Source organism: Erwinia aphidicola, assembly GCF_024169515.1.
Lineage (GTDB): Bacteria > Pseudomonadota > Gammaproteobacteria > Enterobacterales > Enterobacteriaceae > Erwinia > Erwinia aphidicola.
The window spans coordinates 2,617,701-2,640,911 of the sequence record NZ_JAMKCQ010000001.1; the positions used below are offsets into that span (position 1 = coordinate 2,617,701).

Consider the following 23,211-nt stretch of genomic DNA (forward strand, 5'->3'; position numbering starts at 1 on the left):
ATTAAACGTTAAGTGTCCATCGTAAACGCGGTGGCTGAGAGAATTATTTACTATGTTAATCAAATTATTAACCAAAGTTTTTGGTAGCAGTAACGACCGCACGCTGCGTCGTATGCGCAAAGCGGTAGACCTGATCAACAAGATGGAACCCGATTTCGTTAAGCTGTCTGACGACGAGCTGAAAGCGAAAACCGTTGAGTTCCGCGCACGCCTGGAGAAAGGCGAAGAGCTGGAAAACCTGATCCCGGAAGCGTTCGCCACCGTTCGTGAAGCGAGTAAACGCGTATTCGGCATGCGCCACTTTGACGTGCAGCTGCTGGGCGGTATGGTGCTGAACGATCGCTGCATCGCCGAGATGCGTACCGGTGAAGGTAAAACCCTGACGGCAACGCTGCCAGCCTACCTTAATGCGCTGAGCGGCAAGGGCGTCCACGTGGTTACCGTGAATGACTACCTGGCCCAGCGTGACGCCGAAAACAACCGTGCGCTGTTTGAATTCCTCGGCCTGAGCATTGGTATCAACCTGCCGGGCATGCCGGCTCCGGCCAAGCGTGCCGCCTATGCCGCCGATATCACCTACGGCACCAACAACGAATACGGTTTTGACTACCTGCGCGACAACATGGCCTTCAGCCCGGAAGACCGCGTGCAGCGCAAACTGAACTATGCGCTGGTGGATGAGGTTGACTCCATTCTGATTGATGAAGCGCGTACGCCGCTGATCATCTCCGGCCCGGCGGAAGACAGCTCTGAACTTTACATCCAGGTGAACAAAATCATTCCGCGCCTGATCCGTCAGGAGAAAGAGGATTCCGATACCTTCCAGGGCGAAGGCCACTTCTCCGTTGATGAGAAAGCGCGCCAGGTTCACCTGACCGAACGTGGTCTGGTCGCCGTTGAAGAGCTGATGGTCAGCGAAGGCATTATGCAGGAGGGTGAATCCCTCTACTCGCCGGGCAACATCATGATGATGCACCACGTCACCGCCGCACTGCGCGCGCACGTGCTGTTTACCCGCGACGTTGACTACATCGTTAAAGATGGCGAAGTGATTATCGTTGATGAGCACACCGGTCGTACCATGCAGGGGCGTCGCTGGTCTGACGGCCTGCATCAGGCGGTGGAAGCCAAAGAGGGTGTGGAAATTCAGAACGAGAACCAGACGCTGGCCTCGATTACCTTCCAGAACTACTTCCGTCTGTATAACAAACTGGCCGGGATGACCGGTACCGCCGATACCGAAGCGTTTGAATTCAGTTCAATCTACAAGCTGGATACCATTGTCGTACCGACTAACCGCCCAATGGTGCGTAAGGATCTGCCGGATCTGGTCTACATGACCGAAATGGAGAAGATCGGCGCGATCATCGAAGATATCCGCGAGCGTACCGCTAACGGTCAGCCGGTGCTGGTCGGTACTATTTCGATTGAAAAATCCGAAGTGGTGTCCCATGAGCTAAACAAAGCGGGCATTAAACACGAAGTGCTTAACGCCAAATTCCACGCCCGCGAAGCGGATATCGTGGCGCAGGCGGGTCAGCCTTCAGCCGTGACCATCGCCACCAACATGGCCGGTCGCGGTACCGACATCGTGCTGGGCGGCAGCTGGCAGGCAGAGATTGCGGCGCTTGAAAATCCAACCGAAGAGCAGATCGAAGCGATCAAGAGCGCGTGGAAAGTTCGCCACGACGCGGTGCTGGCGTCAGGCGGTCTGCATATCATTGGTACGGAACGCCATGAATCACGCCGTATCGATAACCAGCTGCGCGGCCGTTCAGGTCGTCAGGGCGATAACGGTTCATCCCGTTTCTACCTGTCGATGGAAGATGCCCTGATGCGTATTTTCGCCTCGGACCGCGTCACCAACATGATGCGTAAACTGGGGATGAAACCGGGCGAAGCGATTGAGCACCCGTGGGTGACCAAAGCGATTGCTAACGCCCAGCGCAAAGTGGAAAGCCGCAACTTTGATATCCGTAAGCAGCTGCTGGAGTACGATGACGTTGCCAGCGACCAGCGCCGTGCCATCTATACCCAGCGTAACGAACTGCTCGACGTCTCTGACGTGTCAGAAACTATCGCCAGCATTCGTGAAGACGTGTTCAAAGCCACCATTGATGGCTATATCCCACCGCAGTCTCTGGAAGAGATGTGGGATGTTGCTGGCCTGCAGGAGCGCCTGAGCAACGACTTCGACCTCAATCTGCCGATTGCCGAGTGGCTGGATAAAGAGCCGGATCTGCATGAAGAAACGCTGCGTGAGCGCATCATGGAAGAGGCAAAAGCCCAGTATCAGCGCAAAGAAGAAGTGGTTGGCGTGGAAATGATGCGCAACTTCGAAAAAGGCGTGATGCTGCAAACGCTGGACTCGCTGTGGAAAGAGCACCTGGCGGCGATGGATTACCTGCGTCAGGGCATCCATTTGCGTGGCTACGCGCAGAAAGATCCGAAGCAGGAGTACAAGCGAGAGTCCTTCGCGATGTTTGCCGCAATGCTGGAGTCACTGAAATACGAAGTGATTAGCACCCTGAGCAAGGTTCAGGTGCGCATGCCGGAAGAGATTGAGCAGATGGAAGAGCAGCGCCGTCAGGAAGCTGAACATCTGGCGCAGCAGCAGCAGCTGAGCCACGCTGATGCCGACACGGAAGCCGCGCAGTCACTCTCTGAGCAGACTGGCGAGCGTAAAGTGGGGCGCAATGACCTGTGCCCATGCGGTTCCGGTAAGAAATATAAGCAGTGTCACGGCCGTCTGGCTTAACCCAGCAGCACGGTAACATCGAGAGGCGGCGATGCCGACCTGATGTCAGCCAGTGAAGCGAATAAAATTGCCGCAGCGGATAACGCTGCGGCTTTTTTTTTGCCGCGACTGAGGCAGGGCTCCGCCCCCTCTGCCCCCGCGCTATTGCGGCGGCAGGAAGAAATAAAAAAACGCCCCCGGCCATTCAGGCCGGGGGCGTCAGGGTATTAAAGACCTGCTTTCCGCTACATGGATTCAGGTATTAGTGCTTATGAGACTTAGCCGCAGTGCCCACTTCGCTCCACGCATCTTTCCAGTAGCCGCCTACGCCCGGCTCGTAGTGGTTAGCGCTGGCAGCGTAGATGGTGCACCAGCCGCTGGTCTGGCCTTTATTACACTCATACACTTTGCCATCTTTTGGCTGCAGAACTTTGGTGCCGCCTACGTACTGCTTGATGTTTTCCGGGTAGGTGAACTGATAATCACCGCCGCCAGCCGCTTCGCTCAGGGTCAGATCGAAGCTCTGCTGCAGCATCTGCTGATCGCGGGTGATACCCACTACGGTCAGGGTGTAGTTGCCTGGCTTCAGGTTCTTATTTTGCAGCGCCACGTTAACGCTACCGTCTTTCACCGTTTCGCTGCCAAAGCCGAGCAGGGTGTTATGTTTATCGAACAGCTTGGCGTTAATCACCATCTCACCGGTTACGGTAGCGGTCAGCTCAATAGGTGCGTGGCCATCGGTAATGGTGTACTGATTTTTTACCCCGCCGATCTCCATCACCGGTTTAACTTCTTCGTGCGTGTCCAGCTCAATTTCCACGCGCGTCAGGCCGCTGCCATCGCGGGTATAAATGGTATTCATCCCCTCAACCGGGTTAACTTCGCCCTGGTTATTTTTCTGGCCGGCGCGCAGGTCAGGCTGTTGCGCATTGATACGTGCAGCCAGTGCTTTTGACCAGATGTTGATATCGCCTTCGGCGTCGCTGTTAATGGTGAGGGTGGTGCTCAGCTCAGGGCGCTCATCAGGACCAAATACGCGGGTTTTCACGCTGTCGCCCGCTTTCAGCGCCACTTTTGGCGAGATGGTACCGATGGTTTTTTTCCACTCGGAAGGGACGGTATCTTCAAACTCGACGTCGATCATCTTATAGAAGGTGTTCGCGGTGTTAGATACTTCCCAGTTAGCGTAAATCACGTGGTAACCGCTGCGCTCCGGGATAGTACAGCTGTGGGTGATATCGTTCGGCGGAACAATCTCTTTACCGTCATGCACGCAGAATGGCGTTAATTCAAACGAGTCGCGCGTCAGGACTTTATTTGGGTTCCAGCCTGGCTTGGTGATGAAGTATTTCCAGTTTTGCGTGGCATGTACCGCGGTAAAGTGCCATGAGAAGTTATGTTCACCGGCCTGAATCTTATTTTTTGCCCAGCGTTCGCTGGTCTGCTCATTCAGCCTTGCAGCCAAACTCTCGCTATTGTCGTTATTACCGCTAGCCAGTTTGCCATCCGGCGGGGTGCCCGCACCCGGGAAGCCTTTGTGAGACTCACCCACGCTCTGCGGCTCGTAGGCGGCATTGCCGCAGTCGGTGTTCACCCCTTTCTGGCACAGCAGGTCGCGTGAAGGCGGCTCGGTGACATAACCGTGGGCCAAAGCGCCACCGCTGACTAACAGTGAAGATAATGCCAGGGCGACTTTGTTCAGTTTCATCATTTTCTATTCCATAATTCCAGATATAAAGTGGATACCTGCCACAGGTCAGGTGCTCGTAGCCTAGGGAAAAAATGCAGGTGGGGTTACTTATTGAAACTTAAACAGCGTTAACGCCGCTGGCGGGGAATGGCTCAGGGCTGAAAACGGCTTAAATGACCTTAGCAAAACGGAGAGGTGAAACAGGGGATGTATAATTTCCCCTCTTTATGTCTCCCAAAAGATGACCTTAATGATGAAGATAGTGTTTCCCGCTCTGCTGCTCAGCACGCTGGCGCTCAGCGCCTGCCAGCATCACCAGCCTGCGGCAGCCGTGCCGGTTGCCAGCCAGCTCTCTCAGCTCTCTGCCGTTGTGGCTTCCGCCAGCTGGCTGCGCCAAAACTGCAACCGTAGCGATATTGCGGCGGACGATCGCCTGGCCGCCAGCGCACTCTTGCTGGCCGCAGAGCGGGGATGGGCGACGCCGCCAGACTTTCGTCAGCAGCTGGCGGCGCAGGTTGCCAGCCGCATGAGCGCGCTGGATGCGGATGCTCCCACGCTGGCCGACAAATGTGCGGCGCTGAACCAGTCCAGCGCGCCCTTTATTCACTTTACTCAGAAAAAAGAGTCAGCGGTTGCCGCTCAGCCACAGTAACCAGCCGGCAACGGCCAGAAAAGGGCCAAAGGGCAAAGCGGCGCTGAGGGGGCGCTGCCACAGCAGGCGCGCCATCAGCGCCCAGCCAATCCCGCCAATCGAAGCCAGCAGCAGCAGCTGGGGCAACGGTTGCCATCCCAGCCACGCACCCAGCGCCGCCAGCAGCTTGGCATCCCCCAAACCCAACGCCTCTTTCCCGCGCAGCCAGTACCAGCCATGTGCCAGCAGCGCCAGCACGCCATAGCCCGTAATGGCCCCGGCAACGCTGGCATGGAGCGTAACGGCGGGCAGCCACGCCAGCAGGTTAGCCAGCAGACCAAGCCACAGCAATCCCAGCGTCAGCAGATCGGGCAGTAGCTGATGTTCGGCATCAATTACCATTAGCGGCAGCAGCAGCCAGCTCAGCAGCAGCGCCGCCAGCAGCAGCGGGCCACAGGGGAAGATGGCGCTGACCGCCAGCGTCAGTAGCAGGGTGACCCCCTCCATCAGCGGATAGCGCACGGCAATCCGCTGCCGGCAATGACGGCAGCGGCCCTGTAACCGCAACCAGCTGATGAGCGGAATATTGTCGCGCCACTTCAGCGGCGTTTGACACTGTGGGCAGTGTGAAGCGGGTAGCCACAGGCTGAAACCTGCGGGCGCCTGCGCGGTGATCATCAGCGGCAGTCGCCAGCAGACGACATTCAGCAGGCTACCTACCGTCAGACCCAGCGCGGCCAGCAGCAGCCAGTAAGCGGCATCAGCGAACATCGTTCAGCTCCAGCAGCGTCAGGCGCAGCCGTGTTTCCTGCCGTTCCAGCCGCAGGCGGGTAGCCTGCAGGCGCTGCTGCTGCTCCAGCGATATCAACACATTGATCAGCGGCTTAAACTCCACGGAATCGGCACTGGCAATCAGTCCGCCATTTGCCGCCGGCTGCAGCGACAGGCCGGTGAGCTGATTAAGGGTGGCAATGTCGGGCCGCGCGGGTAATACCGCCTGCATACGCGCCTCAAGCTGCTGCATCTGCTGCCATGCCCGCTGCTGCTGTTGCAGGCGTGCTGCCGCCTGCTGCTGCCACGCAACGGCACCCTGCCGGGCGCTGTAAAGCAGGGTAACGCAGGCCACGACCAGGCACAGCAGCAGCAGAGCCTGCTCGCGCGGCTGTCGAGACTGCCAGAAATGGTGTACGCGTTGCTTCATGGTTTCCTTCCTATAATCAGCTCATTACGTTCCTGCAGATTGACAGTGATGCCCGCGGGTGCAGCCTGCAGGGCTGTCGCTGCCAGCGGTGTGGCGAAGTGTAAGTGCAACTGCTGGCGTGCTGCATCCCATTCCAGCCGCTGCAGGGCAGTTGTATCCAGATTTGCGAGCAGTGCCTGAGATGCCGTCATCAGCGACAACAGCCCTGAGGTGGAAGGGGCGGTTTCCAGCCGCTGCAGCTGGTGGCGAAATGCTGCGCCCGCATCGGTCGGCGACTGTCCGTTAAAATAGTGCTGGTAACGCTGCAGCGCCTGCTGGTTTATCTGCCCGGCGGCGCGGTTTAACTGCCAGCCCTGCCACAGCGGTACGGCAGGCAGGGCCGCAAGCGAAAGCAGCAGCGCGGCAGCCAGGCAGTGCAGGCTTTTACCCCAGCGGATGGCCGGAGAAAATGCGCCATGCAGTAGAGAGAAGCAGGGTGGTTTAGCGGGCAGCGCTGGCCACGCCACCTGGGGTAAACCCGCCAGCGTAGGGTCAAGCGTCTGCAAATGCGCAACATCGCCAGAGGGCAGGCTGACGCCAGCAAAGGGCGCATGATGTGCCAGCCACTGTTCGCCAGCCTGGCTGGCATGCCCCTGTGGCAGGCACATGACGTCCGGCAGCGCGTAACTTACCCTGAGGCCACTTTGTGCGATGTGCGCCAGCGTGGTACGTAACCACTCTGCGTCAATGGCCACCAGATGCTGCTGCCCGGCCTCTTTTGCCAGCACGGTGATATGCAAGGCTTCGATATCGCCCAGCGCAAACCCCTCCAGCTGCCAGCGCAGGGCCTGCGGCGAGATCCTGCCGCCGCCGCCGCTGGCGGTATAAAACAGACAGCGTTCCGAGGGGACCGCAAGCCACACCTGGTCGCCCTCAAGCGCCGGGCAAGGGGCATCCTCCACGCCCGTGCTGCATTCGCCAGAGGCGGAGCGATAGTGCCAGTGCCGCTGGTTTCGCCCGGCACCGCTGAAATAAAGACAAAGTAATCCGCTTTGCCTGCGTGCAAATGTGATCATGTCGTTCACTCACTTAATCCATAAAGCCGGGCAGTGACCCGATAGCTTTCATCCTGCTGTTCAACCCGGCTACGTAATGCACTAAAAATTGTCGGATGATCGCCCCAAATCAGCAGTTCAAAGTAGCGGCTCTCGGTTACCACCACGCTTTGCAGGGTGGCGATAGCAGGTTCGAGCGTCCGGCTGCTTATCCCGCTAACCAGAGCATGAATGTCTTTCCACCCCTCAGGTGGACGGGCATCAAGCAGCGATTGCAGCTGCGTGGAGGAGAGCTGCCCGGCAAACAGCGCGCTGAATAACGGCATCTGGCGTGCAGTCAGGCCATTCACGTTGATGTTGAGGCGGGTTTCCGGCGTCACGCACAGCAGCGGCTGCAGTTTTTGCCATAGGGTGGGGGTGACCGCAGGCAGCGTTCTCAGCTGGCTGACTTCATCAAACAGCCGCCATTTGTTGACCTGCGGGTCGGGTTTAACCGAGGCAATAAGCTGCTGCATCAGGCGGTCGGCTTCTTCTTTCTTCAGGCCAAGCTGGCCCAGCATGCGCAGAAAAAGCTGGCGCGCGAGGGAGGGTAAAGCAGGCTGCTGGTCTTCCGCCACCCTCTGCATCAGCAGCGCATTCAAATTGAAACAGGCCTGACGATCGCGCAGCCTGAAGTGCAGCAGCTGTTCACCAAACTGCTGCTGGCGCACCGCATTAAACGGCTGCTGCAGCGGCTGAGTGGTGAGAAACCACTGCTCTGCACCCAGCAGGTCCCATTTCGCCTGCAGCATAGCCTGCCGGTTGCCCGCCTGGGCCACAGCCAGGTTGCCATACTGATTGCTGGTGGTTGCCAGCAGCGTCATCATGGCGATCATTAGCAGAACCACCAGCAGCGCCATTCCGCGCTGTTGCCGCTGCATTATTGCCCGCCGCTCAGCAGAATGATGGTGGAAAGCAGGCCGTAATCCGGGGTGTGCAGCGTGACCTCTATCGCCTCGGGCAGGTTAAACGCTGCGGGCCAGCCAGCCTGCCAGCTCCCCGCCGACCAGAAGCGTAGCTGCACCCGATCGATCCTCTGAAAGCGGGCTGTGATCTCATTCGACTCAAGATTTTCACGCAGCAGGCCGCTATCAGCCAGCCGCCAGCGCACCCTCTGTAATGAGGATCGTGGTGCGATGCTGACGGGAAGGGTACTGTTACGCCGGGTAAACTGCAGCAGCGCAGCCGGCGTATTACTGATAAATGCCGGGTGCGCGTGAGAGCGCTTTTCATCCTGTGACGGGATCATTGCCTGTGAGAGATCGCGATCGAGCAGTGCAAACAGGCGGCCAATCTCTTCCCGCCTGGTGACGTTCTGGCGGATCTGTTCGTCGCTGCGCATAACCGCCTGCAGGATCTGATAGCCCGTCAGGCTGAGAACGGCAAAAATTGCCAGCGCCAGCATCATTTCAATCAGGGTAAACCCTTGCTGACTGCGCATCATGATTTGCCCTGCCAGCCGTGCAGCGTAGCCAGTGCGGCCTGCTGAGAAGGGTCGAGACGCACCTCAATTTCCAGCGCCCTGATTTGCGCATGACGGGTGCTGACGCCGCGCCAGCGCCAGTACCAGCGCCGCTGCGCCATCGACGTGTTGCCATACTGCCGGCTTTGCGGCGGCCAGACCTGCTGCAGCTGTAGCTGTGCGAGTTGATTATCCGCCACCAGATAAGCGAACTGTTTCTCCTCCAGCCGCGACAGATTACGTACCTGCTCACCGCTGGTTTTCATCAGTGCCAGACCGGCAATCGCCAGCAGCGCCAGCGCGACCATCACCTCCAGCAGCGTCATCCCCCGTTGCTTCATGGTGACTCCGATAACACAGCCTCACCGCTGCGCGCGGTGATGCGGGTGGCGCGCAGCCCAGGGCTGCTAATCCGCAAAGTAAAAGCGGGTTGACTGCCGTCCGCCAGAAACAGCAGTGATGCTGGCAGTGCCACCATTTTGCCCTCCACGATTAAACTCAGCTGCCCGGGCTCAGGCAGGTCGAGCTGCCCCAGGCGCGTGCCAAGTGGCTGCCAGTGGTGTCCAGGAAACGGCGTTTCGCCCTCAGAGTGGCCAGCCGCCAGGCGGAAAAGCGTGGCCTGCTGCTGGCTCACCTGAAGCCGTATCACGCCACCATCGAGCTGCGGCTGGCCGATCGCCTGGCGAATCATCACCAGCAGTTTCTCCGCCTGGGGTCTGGTGCTGGCCGCAGGCAGGGTGGCGATAGTTCCCAGGGCAATGATGCTTAACAGCAGCAGCACCATCATCATTTCCAGCAGCGTAAATCCGTTCTGGCGCGGCATCAGTCGCTTTCGGTCTGCCAGTTAGTTATATCGTCCTCAGTGCCGGCGATACCATCCGCCCCCGCAGAGAAAATATCCACGCTGCTCTGTTTCCCGGGGCTGACCAACTGATAATCATTTCCCCACGGGTCCTGCGGCAGGCGGCGAATATAGCCATCGCTGCGGTAATTATGCGGTACGGGCGGCAGGGCCGGTTTACTCACCAGCGCTTTCAGCCCCTGCTCGCTGCTGGGATAGCGGCTGTTGTCCAGCCGGTACATATCCAGCGCATTTTCCAGCGTCACGATATCGCTGATGGCTTTCTGACGATCGGCACGATCTTTATTGCCCATCAGACTGGGGATCACCAGGCTGGCAAGAATGCCGAGTATCACGATCACCACCATCATTTCGAGCAGGGTGAAGCCCCGCTGCCTCTGTTGATTAACGCCTTGTTCCATAATGATTTATCCTACCAGGTTGTTGAGTTGTAAAATGGGTTGCAGGATCGCCAGCACGATAAACAGCACCACGGCGGCCATCACCACCACCAGCAGCGGTTCGAACAGGCTGACCGCCAGCGTCATCTGGCTGAGAAACGCGCTATCCTGCATATCTGCGCAGCGCGCCAGCATGCTGTCCAGCTCGCCGCTGCTCTCTCCACTGGCGACCATATGACGCATCATTGGTGACAGTAGCTGCGTCTGATCAAGCGCCAGCGTCAGGCTGCTGCCTTCGCGTACCTGCGTGGCGGCCTGTTCAAGCTGCTGGCGAATAAACTGATTGGTCAGCACCGTGGCACCGATGCTCATCCCCTCCAGCAGCGGCACGGCGCTGTTGCTGAGAATGCTGAGGGTGCGCGCATAGCGGGCGAGGTTGAGATTGAGAACAATACGTCCCACTATCGGCAGCCGCAGTGTCGCCTGATGCCAGCGCAGGCGGTGTCGTGGCTGGCGCAGCAGCAGATGGGCAGCGCCAGCCGCCAGCAGAAGCAGCACCAGCAGTGGAAATCCAGTGCGACGCACCAGATCGCTGAGCGCCATCAGCAGGCGGGTCGACAGCGGGAGCGCCTGCTTCATGTGCACAAACTGTTCCACCACGGTAGGAACCACGGCGGCCAGCAGCACAGAGATCACGCCAATAGCCACCAGCGTCAGCAGCAGGGGATAGATCAGTGCCTGAGTCAGCTTACTTTTGAGCTGCGCACTCTTTTCGCTGTAGTCTGCCAGCTGCTCCAGCACGCTATCGAGCTTGCCCGAGGCTTCGCCGGCAGCGATCATCGCCTGATAGAGTGGGGGAAAGATGGCGGGGTAGAGCGCGACCGCGTACGCCAGCGTCGCCCCCTCCAGCACCTTCTGGCGCAGGGTATGCAGCATGGCGCGGCCCGCAGGGCGGGTGGTCTGATTTTCCAGGGCCAGCAGCGCCTGTTCCAGCGGCAGTGCGGCAGCGATCAGCGTGGCCAGCTGGCGTATCAGCAGCACGCGTTCCCCGGCGGAGAGCGCGCTGCGTTGGAGGCTCAGGCCTGCCCGCTGTACACGCAACTGCAACGGCTGCAGCTGCTGTTCGCGCAGCCGCTGGCGTGCCAGCTGCGCAGTGTCGGCTTCCAGCACCCCGCGCACGCGCTGTCCCTGGCGGTTAACGGCCTGATAACGAAAACGCATCTTAGCTTTCATTCCTTGTCACGCGCAGGATCTCTTCCAGCGTGGTGACCCCCTCCTGCGCTTTTTGCAGTCCATCCTGCTGCAGGCTCTGATAGTCAGCGCTGACCAGTTGATGCAGCGGCTGCTCGCTATGCGGGTGGCTTATCGCCCGACGCAGGCTGTCATCAATGATTAACAGTTCGTGAATGCCGATACGGCCACGATAGCCGCTGTGATGGCAGCGTTCGCAGCCCACCGCCTGCCAGAGCGTCAGCCCGCTGGAGGCGGAGGGGAAGTAGCTGAGCTGGGCCGCCGTCGCCGCCACCGGCTGGCGACAGGCCTGGCAGAGCCGGCGTACCAGGCGCTGAGAAAGCACACCCAGCAGCGAGCTGGCCAGGAGAAAGGGTTCAACGCCCATATCTCGCAGGCGTTCAATGGCGCCAAGCGCGCTGTTGGTGTGTAGCGTTGACAGCACCAGATGGCCGGTCAGCGAGGCCTGCACGGCAATCTGCGCGGTTTCGCTATCGCGGATCTCACCGATCATCACCACGTCGGGGTCCTGGCGCAGGATCGCCCGCAGCCCGCGCGCAAAGGTCATATCGATTTTGCTATTAACCTGAGTCTGCCCGATCCCTTCCAGCTCGTACTCGACCGGATCCTCAATGGTCATAATATTTTTATCATCGCCGTGGATCAGCTTCAGTCCGGCGTACAGCGTGGTGCTTTTACCTGAACCCGTAGGTCCGGTAACCAGTAAAATGCCGTGCGGGCTGTGCAGCAGACGGGCCATTTCCCGCTGCGCTGCAGCCGTCATGCCAATCGCCGCCAGACTCAGCGTCAGCCCATTTTTATCCAGCACGCGCAGTACAATACGTTCGCCATGCTGGGCGGGCAGGGTTGAGACGCGGACATCAATATTTCGCCCGCCGAGGCGCAGCGAAATACGGCCATCCTGCGGCACCCGCTTTTCGGCAATATCCAGCCGGGCCATCACTTTAATGCGCGACAGCAGATAGCGGCTGAGCTGCACCGGTGGCGATAAAACCGGGCGCAGCATGCCATCAATGCGAAAGCGTACCGACAATACTTTTTCAAACGGCTCAATATGAATATCGGAAGCCCCCTGCTTGATCGCCTCGGTGAGAATGGCATTGATCAGGCGGATCACCGGCGCACCGTCATCGCTGTCCAGCAGATCGTTATCCTCCGGCAGGTGCTGGACCGCCTGATCGAGGTCAAACTCACTGCCCAGTGATTCAAACAGCTCGGCAGAGCGGCTGTTCTGCTGGTAAACCTCCGCCACTTTCTCACGGAAGGCGGCCTCATCAAGCGGCATCAGCGAGCTTTGCGGCAGATAGCGCCGTGCTTCGAACAGCGCGGATGTGCTGCTTTTGGGATGAAAGCACAGGGTCGCGTCAGGCAGCAGCAGCACCTGGTACTGCTGTACCCAGTTAAACGGCAACAGCGGCTGAGTCATGATGCATCCGCCCGCCAGAAGGTCGCGACATCCTGCTGCAGCTGCTGGAGCGCGTGGTTACTCTGGCGCACGTTAAGCTGCTGCTTCAGCGCTTTCTTGAGCGGCAGGTCTTCATTTCCCTCATCAAGCTGCTGACGAAAGGTGTTCAGCTTATCTGAGCTGGTGCGGTCAAAGGCGTGCTGCTGACGAATGATGGTGGGGCGAATAAACAGCATCAGATTACGCTTGCTCTGCTTGTCGGAGCTGTAGCGAAACAGGTGGCCAATCAGTGGGATATCACCCAGTAACGGTACGCGACTTTCGCTACGGTTGTGCGCAGTATCGAGCAGGCCGCCGACCACGACGGTATTACCGCTGTCCACCAGCACCGCGTTTTTGACCATGCGCGTATTAAACGTCATGCCAAGCGGGTCACCGCTGCTTTGATCGGCCACGCTGGAAACCTCCTGCTCGATCTCCATCAGCACCGAATCGCCTTTGTTAATCTGCGGCTTCACCTTCAGCTTGATGCCGACACTTTTGCGCGCCACCGAGTTGAATACCCCGTCGCCGCTGGTGGTTTGTGAACCGGTGAGAATGGGGACATCCTGACCGACGGTGAATTCTGCTTCCATATTATCCAGCGTCACGATGCTGGGGGTGGCGAGAATATTATTCTGTCCATTGGTTTGCAGGGCGCTGAACAGCCCGGCCCAGTTACCACGATAAAACCCGGCGGCCAGCCCGCTGGTCTTGCTCAGCGCACTGGCAAACCCTTTATCCGGCAGCGTGGTAATAGGGGCATCAGTGCCCGGGAACTGCGTGCCGCCAGCGTGACGGTTAAACCACTGTACGCCCAGCGCCAGGCCATCGGCGTCCTGAACCTCCACGATAATCGCCTCCACCTGAACCTGCGGGCGACTGATATCCAGCCGTTTGATAATCTCTTCAAGGTCGTCCATCACGTCAGGCGGCGCGTTAATAATCAGCGAGTTAGTGTGCGCATCGGCTTTCACCACGATATCTTTCATCATGGTGACGCCGCTGGCGGCCTTACCTTCGGCTTTGTCCTGCAGCGAACCGCTGACGCCGGTCAGAACCTCCAGCAGATTGTCAGCCTTGGCATGCTGCAGGTAAAACACGCGCGAGTTGCTGTGGCTGTCATTCTTCGTATCCAGATCGTGCGCCGCGTCAATCATCTGCTGACGCGCCTGCTCCTCGCCGGTAATTAACACGGCGTTGGTCCGGGTGTCTGCCACCGCTTTGGCGCGCAGTTTGCTGCTGCTACCGGGCTGAGTGCCGCTATTTAACTGATTAAGGATTTCGGCAACCTGCGCGGCGGAAGCCCAGCGCAGTTTGACACTGTCAACGCTGTTGTCTTCCGGCTGGTCGATACTCTCGACTATGGCTGACAGCTGCTGGATAACTGCGGCTCGGCCGGTCATCAGCAGCACGTTTGAAGGGTCGTAATGCACGACGCTGCCAGCCGCAGCGTCATTGAGCTGGCGCAGCAGCGGGGCCAGCTCTTTGGCGGTAATATAATGCAGCGGGAGCACGCGGCTAATCATTTCATCCCCGCTGGCCTGACCGTCAGCGGAAACCAGCGGGAGCGCAGCACCTTTGGCATTTTTAGCCGGGATAACCTTGACCACCCCATTGTCCATGCTGATGGCGGCAAAGCCATGCACGTCGAGCACGCTGAGGAAAAACTGGTAATACTGCTGGTCATTCAGCGTTTCGTAACTGCGCACGCTGATTTTCCCTTTTACCGTCGGGTCGATGATGATGGTTTTGTTCAAAGCCTTACTGACCGTGGTAATAAACTCGTCAATATCGGTATTTTTGAAATTAGCCTGGTAGCCCTCTGCATGAGCGCTGAGGGAAAACAGAAAGCTGGCCAGTAACAGCAGCATGCCACGGCCCGCCGGACGACATGGGGAGAAAATCATCGGCATAAATGTTCCAGAGTAAAGCGACTCATTTGATATAAAAGGCTTCATAGCGACCGTTATGGCGAATCACCACGCGGTCGGGAAAAATGCGTACCACAGAGGCTGGCGTGCCCGGCAACTGCTCTGCGATGCTCACGACCAGCTGCTGATTGCCGTGCTGGAAGACGGCCATCGAGAGCCGGGCATCGCTGTTGCTAAGCAATCCGCTTAACCTGAACGGCAGGGAACTTGGCACGGCGTGCACTATTTGCTGCTCTTCATCCCCCGCCGGCGCGGCAGCCGTGCTGGCCTGGGTGGCGAACCACGCCAGCGCCTGCAGCGTCGCATAAGGTTGTGCTGGCGGCGGCGGTGGGGCCGGCGCATGACGCTGCGCCACCGGTGAAGGTTTGCCTTCGTAGTGAAGCGCAGCGGTGAAAGAGGTTAGCGGTAATAGCAGACTGAAAATAATGATCCTGCCTGGTGTTAACACCCGACGACCCAAAAAAAGAAGATCCTGACCAACCGGTAATATCATGATTAATAGTGTAAAACCTTAAAGATTAAATTAGCGAATAGCATTTAAAAACCACTGCCTTAGGGAAGGTCGATTAAGCTTATCTTTCTTTTCTACGGCTTTTACAGCACTGCTTTCGCAAAAGTCATTGTGCCTGGATTCTGCTGCGATCTTCATCAATAAAGGTTTGTTAAGCTTTAATCCATAGTAAGGGACGGTGATCAAAATATCTCCCGGCAGTTGATGGCGTTGTAGCAGCGCCCGTAGTTGAAAAACTAACTGGTGATAGTTATTATCCCGAATGTATTGATGGTTCTCGTACCAGACGATATTGATAATTTCTCTTTTGTTATTGATGTTGGTCAACATGCAGATTAACAACCGCTTTTGCGTTTCACTTAACGGGATGCTGAGCTTTTTGCTGGGAATATTAAGCATATTGAGCTGGCAATCCACCGTTAAAACGTTATCGAAATGAATGTGATCAATATCGAGAATCTTTTCGCATTGCTGAACACTTAGCATTGTAGATATTCCTTGGTAATTTCCACGTCACCTGATTTTTTTAGTAGATCTGACCAGGGCAAATGTTCATGCAAAATGTTCTGATTAACGGACACTTTGATGTTGAAATGCAATTGACCTGAATCGCCATCTGATTTGAAGGATATAGATAACTCTCATCACCCTGCAATACAAGCTGTAGAGGTTAATTTGTAAAGTTATCTATATATATGATTTATATGATTTTTGTATGTTTTATTAATGAATTAATTAAAGTTTAAAACTCATTATTACCTTGCGCAAAGGACTTTTTTTTCATTATGTTTTCCTGTGAAGTTTATGAGGGTGCCAGAGAGTACGCTACCAACTCATTTTCTTCAGGATAGGGTTTCCTGCAAGGTGGTGAAAAAAAACAGCCAGCACATGCATGACAATCAGTATAGACAGCGTCACGCAGGAGATAATATGCAGCTGATGAAATGCGCTGGTCAGAGCTCCGCCCTGCAGCGGATGGGGAAGCTGGATGAAATTAAATATGTTGATATCCCGTTCCATCATCATCACACCGGTAAAAAGCACCAAAGCGGTATTGATGTAGATAATGATATGCACTGCATTGGCTAAAGCATGGTTGCCGGATTTTCTTTTAATATTGGCTGATTTTCCTGATTTGATTGCGTAAAATATACGAACAGCAAAGAAAGGAATAAACAGTGTTGTCACGGATACATTGATAAACCCTACGAACTCTTTTACATGATCTGAAGTATTTCCCAAGAAAATATAAAAGCCACTTGCCATCGCCCATATAATAACGATGGCGGAAATCCAGTGTAATAACACTTGCACCGGTGAGTACTTAGTCATTGTTTTTCCTTCTGCTATGGTGTTCAGCACCATTCATTTTACTGATGCCAGGATGATTTATAGTGGAATACACTAAGCAAATACTCGCTGCGGGATAAAATTAAACTCTCTTATTCAACTTATTGTCCGGGCTGTTTACACCTGCATCCTGTAAAGATGTGTATGTGCGGCGGCAGGACAGTACTGTCAATCGATGATAAAGTGGCGCGGTTCGAATTAAACCCTGGCAGAGTGAATAAGCATGAAACATTTACAGGTAGCAGTAGGCATTATCCGTAACGGCGCTCGGCAGATTTTTCTGGCTCAGCGCGCCGCCAGTTCGCATATGGCAAACATGTGGGAATTTCCGGGCGGTAAAATCGAGAGCGGTGAAACGCCAGAGCTGGCGTTGAAACGTGAGCTGCAGGAAGAGACCGGCATTGAGGTGCTGAGCGCCAGCGCATACGGGATTGCCGACCATACTTACGCTGACCTGCGCGTGACGCTGCACTTCTTTCTGGTTGAACAGTGGAATGGCGAGCCGTATGGGCGGGAAGGGCAGCCGTCACGCTGGGTGGATCAGGCAGAGTTGCAGGCCGATGAGTTTCCACCGGCCAATGCGGAGCTGGTGGTGCGCCTGAAAGCTGAAGCGCATCAGGCCACGCCGTAACCTTAACAGCTAGTCGCGATCGAGCAGTTGCTCACTCCAGCTTTCGTTGTCATTCAGACCGTCGCTGCTGGGAATACGCTTCTCTTCAGCGGCCCATTCGCCAAGATCGATCAGCTGGCAGCGCTTGCTACAAAACGGACGCCAGCTGCTAAGTTCATCCCAAATGACCTGCTTGCCGCAGGTCGGGCAGTTCACCATGGTTACATCACTCATACAATTACCTCAACAACAGGCCAGCTCAAAATCGAGACGGGCGGGAACTTCACCCCGTTCGCTATCCAGCGGCAGAAAACGGATGGCATAACGGCTTTTATGACCGGAAACCTGCGGATAAAGAGAGTCGTCCAGCTTTAACTGCAGGCGCAACAGGTCAGCACCCTCGGCGTTATCCTGGAAGAAACCATTCAGGCTGGTGTGGTTGCGGAAAATCCCGGACTGACGGATCAGGTCGAGGATCATCGTCAGTGCATCGCGCATTGGCGCCAGGGAGTTCACCCAGATGGCCACCTGCTGGTCACGTAGCGGTTGTTCAATATGAAGCCAGATATGCAGCGTCGGCAGATCAAAGCTACAGCAGCCACCCGGAATGCTTAAACGCTGACGCACCAGAGCAATTAAACGGTCTTCGCGCAGCTGCTGGCCCATGCGCGGGGCGGCCATCAGCGCCGCACCGCGGGTTTTCAGGTCGGCACGCAGGGCATCAATCGTGGCGGTATCGACGCCGGGAACTTCAGACCATGACTGCAGTTTTTGCTGCTGACGCTCCAGCTCTTTAAGGATTTCGGTGCGCAGTTCACCACGCTCAAACACGTCCAGCAGCTCGGCGGCATTGCGGAAAAATGTCAGCGCGCCCAGGTGATCAACAATGTTCTGGCTGGCGCTAAGTTGCTTGAGTAAAAATTCGATACGCAGCCAGGTACGCATTTTTTCGTTCAGTGGATGTTCAAAAAGAACCGTTGTGCTCATGCTGTTAATCCCGATCGGTTGCTGCTGCCAGCGCCAGATAGCGCTGATGGAGTTCAGCAACGCGCGCGATCGCCGTCTCGGGCGATCCGCTGTTATCAATAATGTCATCCGCCACTGCCAGACGCGCTTCACGCGAGGCCTGAGCAGCAAGAATATTTTCCGCCTGTTCACGGCTGATACCGTCGCGGCGTAGGGTGCGCGCCAGCTGGGTTTCACGGTCTACGTCGACCACCAGCACCCGGTCAGCGAGGTGTTGCAAATGGTTCTCTACCAGCAGCGGAACCACCCACAGGCACCAGGCCGAGCGGGTCAATGCTAACTGCTTACGCGTCTCTGCATGGATAAGAGGATGTAACAGTTTGTTAATCCAGCTTTTATCCTGCGGCGAACTAAAGATTTTCTGCCGCAGCACGCCCCGGTTCAGCGAACCGTCCGGGTGCAGAATCTCATCACCAAAGCGTTGAGAAATGGCCGCCAGTGCCGGCTGCCCAGGCGCTACCACCTGGCGCGCAATCACGTCGGCATCAACAATATCAATGTCCAGTGCGGCAAAAGCGTTAGCAATGGTACTTTTTCCACTGCCGATGCCGCCGGTTAGCGCAACGATATAAGGCATGCTTTCAAGTTCTCGCTGCTTTGTTGACCTGATTTTACACCGCCCAGCTCAATTTTGAGGCGCAGATCACAAAGCAGTTTTACAGGTAAATTTAACGGATTGTAGCGTAAATAAAGCAAATTTCGCAGTCTTGTCGGCGCGTTTTTAGCGCGTATGATAGCGTCACTGGAACAGGCATTCAGCTTTATCCGCGTCGCGTAACCCTGAAGGGAGCGCGCCCGGATCACCGCCATCAACCAGGATAATCGTTATGCGTATCGAAGAAGATATTAAGTTAGGCTTTAAGGATGTTTTAATCCGTCCAAAGCGTTCCACCCTGCAAAGCCGTTCTCAGGTTGAGCTGGAACGTCAGTTCACCTTCAAACACTCCGCTATCAGCTGGTCCGGCGTTCCTGTCATTGCCGCCAATATGGATACGGTGGGCACGTTCAGCATGGCGACTGCGCTGGCTTCCTTCAATATTCTTACTGCCGTCCACAAGCATTACAGCGTTGAGCAGTGGCGTGAGTTTGTCATCCGTAGCACCCCCGAGGTATTGCGCCATGTTATGGTCTCAACCGGGACGTCAGATGCAGACTTTACCAAGCTGCAGCAGATCCTGGCCTTGTCTCCGGCGCTAAATTTTATCTGTATCGACGTGGCAAACGGCTATTCCGAACACTTCGTGCAGTTCCTGCAGCGTGCGCGTGAGGCCTGCCCGGGGAAAACGATCTGCGCCGGGAATGTGGTGACGGGTGAGATGGTGGAGGAGCTGATCCTCTCCGGGGCCGATATTGTTAAGGTGGGCATTGGTCCGGGTTCCGTCTGCACCACGCGGGTGAAAACCGGCGTCGGCTATCCGCAGCTTTCCGCCGTGATTGAGTGCGCCGATGCGGCACACGGCCTGGGTGGGCAGATCGTCAGCGATGGCGGTTGTTCCGTGCCGGGTGATGTGGCGAAGGCCTTTGGCGGCGGCGCTGATTTCGTCATGCTGGGCGGCATGCTCGCCGCCCACGACGAATGCGAAGGCACGCTGGTTGAGGAGAACGGCGAACAGTTTATGCTGTTCTACGGCATGAGCTCCGAATCCGCCATGAAACGCCACGTCGGCGGAGTGGCGCAGTACCGTGCTGCCGAGGGAAAAACCGTTAAGCTGCCGCTGCGTGGGCCGGTTGATCAGACCGCGCGTGACATCCTTGGCGGGCTGCGCTCAGCCTGTACCTATGTAGGCGCAGAGCGTTTAAAAGAGCTGACCAAGCGCACCACGTTTATCCGCGTTAACGAGCAGGAAAACCGCGTCTTTAATCGTTAAAGATTGCTGTTGACCAGGGGGCCGTCGTGCATCCAGCGCGACGGCCTAACCCAGCGCATCACCGAGGCGGAACACCGGCAGATACATGGCAACCACCAGCGTGCCGACAATCGCGCCAATCACCACCATCATTAGCGGCTCCAGCGCGGCTGCCAGCGCATCCGCCAGCTGATGAGTTCGCTGTTCATGCCAGCCCGCCAGCCTTGCCAGCAGCGCATCCAGTGAACCTGACTCTTCCCCCACTTTCACCAGCTGATAGCACAGCGGCGTAAACAGCTGATGCGTCTTTAACGCCTGGTGCAGCGGATTGCCGTTTTCGATATGCCGCTGCAGCGCAGCAATAGCTTCGCGCCACAGTAGCGGGGACAGCGTCTTCTCTACCGCCTGCAAACTTTGCAGCAGCGTCAGCCCGGCGCGCTGGGTGAGCGACAGGGTGGTAAAGATCTGGCTCAGCAGGCTGCCACGATACAGGGCGGCGATCAGCGGCAGCCGCATCAGCAGCCGCTGCTCGCGGCGCTGCCAGCCAGGGGACTTTTTATGCAGCCTGCGCCAGAGCAGAACAACCGCGATAACCAGCGTAATGCCCGGCAAGGCCTGCTGCTGGATGAGCTGCGAAAAGGCGATCACCGCGGCGGTAAACGCCGGCAGTGGGGCATTAAATGTCTGATAAATCGCGACAAACTCCGGCAGAACAAAGACCAGCATACCGATGCTAATCAGTAGCGCCACCGCGAGGATAAACAGCGGATAGCGCAGCGCCTTTTTCACCTTCTGCTGCAGCTGCTGCTGCTGTTCCTGTTGCAACGCCAGCTGCAGGCAGCACTCATCCAGCTCTCCGGTCAGTTCACCGATGTGGATCAGTGCGGCGTACAGCGGCGGAAATACATCAGGCCAGGCCGCCAGCGCGTCTGAAAAAGGGATACCTGATGTAATCCGCTGCTGGAGTTCCAGCAGCAGGGCCTGCCAGCAGGGTTCAGGATGCCCCTCACCCAGCAGCTGCAGGCTGGATGCCAGCGGCATTCCCGCCTTGAGTAAGGTTGCCAGCTGGCGCACCAGCGCGGTTTTTTGCGCCCCCTTCCACTGACGTTGCCCACAGCGCTGGCGCGGGGATATCTTCAGGGGCAGCTGGTGATGCGCGGCAAGGTCGGCCGCAATCTGCCCGGCGCTGGGGGCAAAACTGCAGCCGTGATGCAGGTTGCCGCTATCGTCCATGGCCTGCCAGCGAAAGAGGTAGCGCTTACTCATCACAGCCTCCGGCAACGCGTGTCAGCTCCTCGAGGGTGGTATCGCCCCGATTCACGCAGTGAAGTCCCTCAACAAACAGTGAATTCAGCCCCTGCTCACGCGCGATTTTCTCCAGCTCTTCAGGCATGGCCGAGCTGGCCAGCGCATTTTGCAGCCGTGCAGATATCGGCAGCATTTCGAACAGCGCCAGGCGGCCGTAAAAACCGGAAAAGCAGCGATCGCACCCTACGGCGTGCCAGTTCTGAATGGTTCCCGGCCAGATATGTGATGGCAGGTGAGCGGTAGCCTCGGCGGGCTGACGGCAGTGCGGGCACAGTCTTCGCACCAGACGCTGGGCAATCACCAGTTTCAATGCTGAAGCCAGCAGATAACCGGGTACGCCCATCTGTCCCAGCCTGACCAGCGTTTCGGTAGTTGAGTTAGTGTGCAGCGTCGACAGCACCAGGTGACCAGTCTGCGCCGCTTTCACCGCAATTTCAGCCGTTTCACCATCGCGGATCTCGCCGATCATAATCACGTCGGGATCCTGGCGTAGCAGCGCGCGCAGCACCCGATGGAAATCGAGCCCCGAGCGGGGGTGGATCTGGGTTTGGTTGATCCCCGCCAGCGGGATCTCCACCGGGTCCTCCACGCTGCACAGATTACGCGTGGCGATATTCAGCCAGCTCAGCCCGCTGTAAAGCGTGAACGTTTTGCCACTGCCGGTCGGGCCTGTCACCAGAATCATGCCCTGCGGGCGTGAGAGGGCTTCGCGGTAACGCTTAAGTTGGGGGGCGGGCATCTTGAGATTCTCCAGTGCCACCGACTGGGAATCACTCTGCAGCAGGCGCACCACGGCTTTCTCACCGCCGCGCACCGGCAGCGTCGACAGGCGGAATGAGTGGGTTTGCTGGCCAAGCTGCAGGGAAAACTGCCCATCCTGCGGCACCCGGCGCTCAGCGATATCGAGGCTGGCGAGGATTTTCAGGCGCGCAATCAGCGGGGCGCTGTTCTCCGCCCAGCTGCCCGGCAATTGCTGTAGTACGCCATCGACGCGTAAGCGGACGCGCAGCCCCTTTTCCTGGGGTTCAAGGTGAATATCCGACGCGCGCTTCTGCAAAGCCTGGGTCAGCAGTTCGTTAATCTTCACAACGGCCGCACCGCTGTACTCTTCGGCGCTCTCCTGTGCTGATGCGGTGGCGCTATTTCCCTCGCGCTGAATAAATTGTTCAAGCCTGGCCTGAGGCCAGCACTCCACTTCGATGGCACTTTGTGTGGCAAAGCGCAGTTCTGTCATCATTTCGTGACCCGGAGTAGCGGCCAGTGCAATGTGCAGCCGCTGGGCATTGAATCCGACAATCACCGCCTGATAGCGCTGGCAGATGGCCTCTACCGCGCGCTGCGTCTCTGGGTTCATGGCGCCTGCTCCTCATCAAAGCGGAACACATCCTGACAAGCCTCTTGCAATCCGGAAGACTCGCTTTTACAGCTGCGCTGCCAGTCCATCTGTCCGTTATCGCTGTTCCATTGCGGTGTCAGTTTGACGTCCAGCCCTTTAAGGCTCTCCTTGCCGCTTAGGGCAATCACGCCGGCTTTAACGCTGAGTGCCGACACATAGCGAGAAGTGCGCTCCATCGGCACACCGTTGCTGCCTGCGCTGCAGTTGCCGCTACCGCCGTGCTCGATAGCGCAGAGCTCAACGGCGGTTTTGAACGGCATCGCCGTTTGCAGCATATCGGTCAGCGCGGCTTTTTGCAGATAGCCCTGGTAAGCGGGCAGCCCGATAGCGCTGAGAATGGCAATAATGGCGATAACGATCATCAGTTCGATCAGGGTGAATCCCTGCTGGTTCATGGCAAACCTCCTTGTGGTTAAGAGGTGAGCAACATAATTCGCCACTGCAGGCTGGCGCCAGCAGCGATCCCGAGTTTTCAGAGCGGGGCCGTAAACAATTTTT

The 23,211-nt window shown here is 57.2% G+C and carries 25 protein-coding genes; 4 read left to right on the forward strand and 21 right to left on the reverse strand.

Features of this window, described 5'->3' with window-relative positions:
* Nucleotides 1-52 precede the first annotated feature (52 nt).
* A complete protein-coding gene (gene secA, locus J2Y91_RS12085; protein WP_133624526.1) occupies nt 53-2,758 on the forward strand; it encodes a preprotein translocase subunit SecA in 2,706 nt (901 codons plus the stop codon).
* A gap of 241 nt (nt 2,759-2,999) precedes the next feature.
* On the opposite strand, the gene gbpA is transcribed toward secA, so the two are convergent.
* Nucleotides 3,000-4,448 (reverse strand): N-acetylglucosamine-binding protein GbpA, encoded by a 1,449-nt coding sequence (gbpA, locus tag J2Y91_RS12090; protein WP_133624524.1) that lies wholly within the window; start codon nt 4,446-4,448, stop codon nt 3,000-3,002.
* Nucleotides 4,449-4,677: 229 nt separating this feature from the next.
* On the opposite strand from gbpA, the gene gspS reads away from it, so the two are divergent.
* Nucleotides 4,678-5,079 carry a type II secretion system pilot lipoprotein GspS gene (gene gspS / locus J2Y91_RS12095; RefSeq protein ID WP_253538450.1) on the forward strand — a complete coding sequence of 134 codons (402 nt, stop codon included), beginning with the start codon at nt 4,678-4,680 and terminating at the stop codon, nt 5,077-5,079.
* Here the strand turns inward: gspS and J2Y91_RS12100 are convergent.
* The 14 genes from J2Y91_RS12100 to J2Y91_RS12165 form a co-directional block, all read right to left on the reverse strand.
* The gene (locus J2Y91_RS12100; RefSeq protein WP_048914894.1) at nt 5,053-5,829 is read right to left on the reverse strand and encodes a prepilin peptidase; all 777 of its coding nucleotides are present in this window, start codon (nt 5,827-5,829) and stop codon (nt 5,053-5,055) included. The two genes, gspS and J2Y91_RS12100, sit on opposite strands and share 27 nt — an antisense overlap.
* Nucleotides 5,819-6,259, reverse strand: a complete 441-nt coding sequence (locus tag J2Y91_RS12105; protein ID WP_133624520.1) for a type II secretion system protein GspM — start codon at nt 6,257-6,259, stop codon at nt 5,819-5,821. The genes J2Y91_RS12100 and J2Y91_RS12105 overlap by 11 nt, the downstream gene beginning before the upstream one ends.
* Nucleotides 6,256-7,314 carry a type II secretion system protein GspL gene (gspL, locus tag J2Y91_RS12110; protein WP_133624518.1) on the reverse strand — a complete coding sequence of 353 codons (1,059 nt, stop codon included), beginning with the start codon at nt 7,312-7,314 and terminating at the stop codon, nt 6,256-6,258. Before gspL ends, J2Y91_RS12105 begins: the two co-directional genes overlap by 4 nt.
* 5 nt (nt 7,315-7,319) lie before the next feature.
* Nucleotides 7,320-8,213, reverse strand: a complete 894-nt coding sequence (gene gspK / locus J2Y91_RS12115; protein ID WP_133624516.1) for a type II secretion system minor pseudopilin GspK — start codon at nt 8,211-8,213, stop codon at nt 7,320-7,322.
* A complete protein-coding gene (gene gspJ, locus J2Y91_RS12120) occupies nt 8,213-8,776 on the reverse strand; it encodes a type II secretion system minor pseudopilin GspJ (RefSeq protein ID WP_253538454.1) in 564 nt (187 codons plus the stop codon). The genes gspK and gspJ overlap by 1 nt, the downstream gene beginning before the upstream one ends.
* Nucleotides 8,773-9,135 carry a type II secretion system minor pseudopilin GspI gene (gene gspI / locus J2Y91_RS12125; RefSeq protein WP_253538457.1) on the reverse strand — a complete coding sequence of 121 codons (363 nt, stop codon included), beginning with the start codon at nt 9,133-9,135 and terminating at the stop codon, nt 8,773-8,775. The genes gspJ and gspI overlap by 4 nt, the downstream gene beginning before the upstream one ends.
* Nucleotides 9,132-9,617: a prepilin-type N-terminal cleavage/methylation domain-containing protein gene (locus J2Y91_RS12130; protein ID WP_133624514.1), complete on the reverse strand. Its 486-nt coding sequence runs from the start codon at nt 9,615-9,617 to the stop codon at nt 9,132-9,134. The genes gspI and J2Y91_RS12130 overlap by 4 nt, the downstream gene beginning before the upstream one ends.
* A complete protein-coding gene (gspG, locus tag J2Y91_RS12135; protein ID WP_133624513.1) occupies nt 9,617-10,057 on the reverse strand; it encodes a type II secretion system major pseudopilin GspG in 441 nt (146 codons plus the stop codon). The genes J2Y91_RS12130 and gspG overlap by 1 nt, the downstream gene beginning before the upstream one ends.
* A gap of 6 nt (nt 10,058-10,063) precedes the next feature.
* The gene (gspF, locus tag J2Y91_RS12140; RefSeq protein ID WP_133624511.1) at nt 10,064-11,257 is read right to left on the reverse strand and encodes a type II secretion system inner membrane protein GspF; all 1,194 of its coding nucleotides are present in this window, start codon (nt 11,255-11,257) and stop codon (nt 10,064-10,066) included.
* A gap of 1 nt (nt 11,258) precedes the next feature.
* Entirely contained in the window at nt 11,259-12,713 is a 1,455-nt protein-coding gene (gspE, locus tag J2Y91_RS12145; RefSeq protein ID WP_133624509.1) for a type II secretion system ATPase GspE, read from the reverse strand.
* Nucleotides 12,710-14,641 (reverse strand): type II secretion system secretin GspD, encoded by a 1,932-nt coding sequence (gene gspD, locus J2Y91_RS12150; RefSeq protein ID WP_166643217.1) that lies wholly within the window; start codon nt 14,639-14,641, stop codon nt 12,710-12,712. The genes gspE (J2Y91_RS12145) and gspD overlap by 4 nt, the downstream gene beginning before the upstream one ends.
* Nucleotides 14,642-14,669: 28 nt before the next feature.
* Entirely contained in the window at nt 14,670-15,020 is a 351-nt protein-coding gene (locus tag J2Y91_RS12155) for a type II secretion system protein N (RefSeq protein ID WP_166643196.1), read from the reverse strand.
* A gap of 168 nt (nt 15,021-15,188) precedes the next feature.
* Nucleotides 15,189-15,662 (reverse strand): winged helix-turn-helix domain-containing protein, encoded by a 474-nt coding sequence (locus J2Y91_RS12160; RefSeq protein ID WP_133624503.1) that lies wholly within the window; start codon nt 15,660-15,662, stop codon nt 15,189-15,191.
* A gap of 339 nt (nt 15,663-16,001) precedes the next feature.
* On the reverse strand, nt 16,002-16,508 hold the full coding sequence (locus J2Y91_RS12165; protein ID WP_166643195.1) for a cytochrome b: 507 nt from the start codon (nt 16,506-16,508) through the stop codon (nt 16,002-16,004).
* Nucleotides 16,509-16,749: 241 nt separating this feature from the next.
* On the opposite strand from J2Y91_RS12165, the gene mutT reads away from it, so the two are divergent.
* On the forward strand, nt 16,750-17,157 hold the full coding sequence (gene mutT, locus J2Y91_RS12170; RefSeq protein WP_099754497.1) for an 8-oxo-dGTP diphosphatase MutT: 408 nt from the start codon (nt 16,750-16,752) through the stop codon (nt 17,155-17,157).
* Nucleotides 17,158-17,166: 9 nt separating this feature from the next.
* Here mutT and yacG read toward each other — a convergent pair whose 3' ends face one another.
* Genes yacG through coaE form a run of 3 tightly spaced genes read right to left on the reverse strand, consistent with a single transcriptional unit; the run spans nt 17,167 to nt 18,739 of the window.
* Nucleotides 17,167-17,370 carry a DNA gyrase inhibitor YacG gene (yacG, locus tag J2Y91_RS12175; protein ID WP_048914908.1) on the reverse strand — a complete coding sequence of 68 codons (204 nt, stop codon included), beginning with the start codon at nt 17,368-17,370 and terminating at the stop codon, nt 17,167-17,169.
* Between the two features lie 9 nt (nt 17,371-17,379).
* The gene (gene zapD, locus J2Y91_RS12180; RefSeq protein ID WP_133624499.1) at nt 17,380-18,123 is read right to left on the reverse strand and encodes a cell division protein ZapD; all 744 of its coding nucleotides are present in this window, start codon (nt 18,121-18,123) and stop codon (nt 17,380-17,382) included.
* 4 nt (nt 18,124-18,127) lie between these two features.
* Nucleotides 18,128-18,739 carry a dephospho-CoA kinase gene (coaE, locus tag J2Y91_RS12185; protein ID WP_133624497.1) on the reverse strand — a complete coding sequence of 204 codons (612 nt, stop codon included), beginning with the start codon at nt 18,737-18,739 and terminating at the stop codon, nt 18,128-18,130.
* 250 nt (nt 18,740-18,989) lie between these two features.
* Here coaE and J2Y91_RS12190 point away from each other — a divergent pair, with 250 nt between their 5' ends.
* Nucleotides 18,990-20,030: a GMP reductase gene (locus tag J2Y91_RS12190; protein ID WP_048914910.1), complete on the forward strand. Its 1,041-nt coding sequence runs from the start codon at nt 18,990-18,992 to the stop codon at nt 20,028-20,030.
* 45 nt (nt 20,031-20,075) lie between these two features.
* Here the strand turns inward: J2Y91_RS12190 and hofC are convergent, their stop codons facing one another.
* Genes hofC through ppdD form a run of 3 tightly spaced genes read right to left on the reverse strand, consistent with a single transcriptional unit; the run spans nt 20,076 to nt 23,108 of the window.
* The gene (gene hofC / locus J2Y91_RS12195) at nt 20,076-21,275 is read right to left on the reverse strand and encodes a protein transport protein HofC (protein ID WP_133624495.1); all 1,200 of its coding nucleotides are present in this window, start codon (nt 21,273-21,275) and stop codon (nt 20,076-20,078) included.
* Nucleotides 21,268-22,671, reverse strand: a complete 1,404-nt coding sequence (gene gspE / locus J2Y91_RS12200) for a type II secretion system protein GspE (protein WP_133624494.1) — start codon at nt 22,669-22,671, stop codon at nt 21,268-21,270. The genes hofC and gspE (J2Y91_RS12200) overlap by 8 nt, the downstream gene beginning before the upstream one ends.
* Nucleotides 22,668-23,108, reverse strand: coding sequence for a prepilin peptidase-dependent pilin (ppdD, locus tag J2Y91_RS12205; RefSeq protein WP_099754493.1), 441 nt, complete (start codon nt 23,106-23,108; stop codon nt 22,668-22,670). Before ppdD ends, gspE (J2Y91_RS12200) begins: the two co-directional genes overlap by 4 nt.
* Nucleotides 23,109-23,211: the final 103 nt, after the last annotated feature.

Bases quoted from the DNA above. Each gene is read 5' to 3' on its own strand.
- J2Y91_RS12190 (WP_048914910.1), top strand. From the start codon at position 18,990: ATGCGTATCGAAGAAGATATTAAGTTAGGCTTTAAGGATGTTTTAATC.
- gspG (WP_133624513.1), bottom strand. From the start codon at position 10,057: ATGGAACAAGGCGTTAATCAACAGAGGCAGCGGGGCTTCACCCTGCTC.
- mutT (WP_099754497.1), top strand. From the start codon at position 16,750: ATGAAACATTTACAGGTAGCAGTAGGCATTATCCGTAACGGCGCTCGG.
- gbpA (WP_133624524.1), bottom strand. From the start codon at position 4,448: ATGATGAAACTGAACAAAGTCGCCCTGGCATTATCTTCACTGTTAGTC.
- gspF (WP_133624511.1), bottom strand. From the start codon at position 11,257: ATGCGTTTTCGTTATCAGGCCGTTAACCGCCAGGGACAGCGCGTGCGC.
- ppdD (WP_099754493.1), bottom strand. From the start codon at position 23,108: ATGAACCAGCAGGGATTCACCCTGATCGAACTGATGATCGTTATCGCC.
- gspE (WP_133624494.1), bottom strand. From the start codon at position 22,671: ATGAACCCAGAGACGCAGCGCGCGGTAGAGGCCATCTGCCAGCGCTAT.
- gspD (WP_166643217.1), bottom strand. From the start codon at position 14,641: ATGATTTTCTCCCCATGTCGTCCGGCGGGCCGTGGCATGCTGCTGTTA.
- J2Y91_RS12105 (WP_133624520.1), bottom strand. From the start codon at position 6,259: ATGAAGCAACGCGTACACCATTTCTGGCAGTCTCGACAGCCGCGCGAG.
- gspE (WP_133624509.1), bottom strand. From the start codon at position 12,713: ATGACTCAGCCGCTGTTGCCGTTTAACTGGGTACAGCAGTACCAGGTG.
- gspK (WP_133624516.1), bottom strand. From the start codon at position 8,213: ATGCAGCGGCAACAGCGCGGAATGGCGCTGCTGGTGGTTCTGCTAATG.
- coaE (WP_133624497.1), bottom strand. From the start codon at position 18,739: ATGCCTTATATCGTTGCGCTAACCGGCGGCATCGGCAGTGGAAAAAGT.
- gspL (WP_133624518.1), bottom strand. From the start codon at position 7,314: ATGATCACATTTGCACGCAGGCAAAGCGGATTACTTTGTCTTTATTTC.
- gspI (WP_253538457.1), bottom strand. From the start codon at position 9,135: ATGAAGCAACGGGGGATGACGCTGCTGGAGGTGATGGTCGCGCTGGCG.
- J2Y91_RS12165 (WP_166643195.1), bottom strand. From the start codon at position 16,508: ATGACTAAGTACTCACCGGTGCAAGTGTTATTACACTGGATTTCCGCC.
- J2Y91_RS12100 (WP_048914894.1), bottom strand. From the start codon at position 5,829: ATGTTCGCTGATGCCGCTTACTGGCTGCTGCTGGCCGCGCTGGGTCTG.
- zapD (WP_133624499.1), bottom strand. From the start codon at position 18,123: ATGAGCACAACGGTTCTTTTTGAACATCCACTGAACGAAAAAATGCGT.
- J2Y91_RS12130 (WP_133624514.1), bottom strand. From the start codon at position 9,617: ATGCCGCGCCAGAACGGATTTACGCTGCTGGAAATGATGATGGTGCTG.
- J2Y91_RS12160 (WP_133624503.1), bottom strand. From the start codon at position 15,662: ATGCTAAGTGTTCAGCAATGCGAAAAGATTCTCGATATTGATCACATT.
- gspS (WP_253538450.1), top strand. From the start codon at position 4,678: ATGATGAAGATAGTGTTTCCCGCTCTGCTGCTCAGCACGCTGGCGCTC.
- hofC (WP_133624495.1), bottom strand. From the start codon at position 21,275: ATGAGTAAGCGCTACCTCTTTCGCTGGCAGGCCATGGACGATAGCGGC.
- gspJ (WP_253538454.1), bottom strand. From the start codon at position 8,776: ATGATGCGCAGTCAGCAAGGGTTTACCCTGATTGAAATGATGCTGGCG.
- secA (WP_133624526.1), top strand. From the start codon at position 53: ATGTTAATCAAATTATTAACCAAAGTTTTTGGTAGCAGTAACGACCGC.
- yacG (WP_048914908.1), bottom strand. From the start codon at position 17,370: ATGAGTGATGTAACCATGGTGAACTGCCCGACCTGCGGCAAGCAGGTC.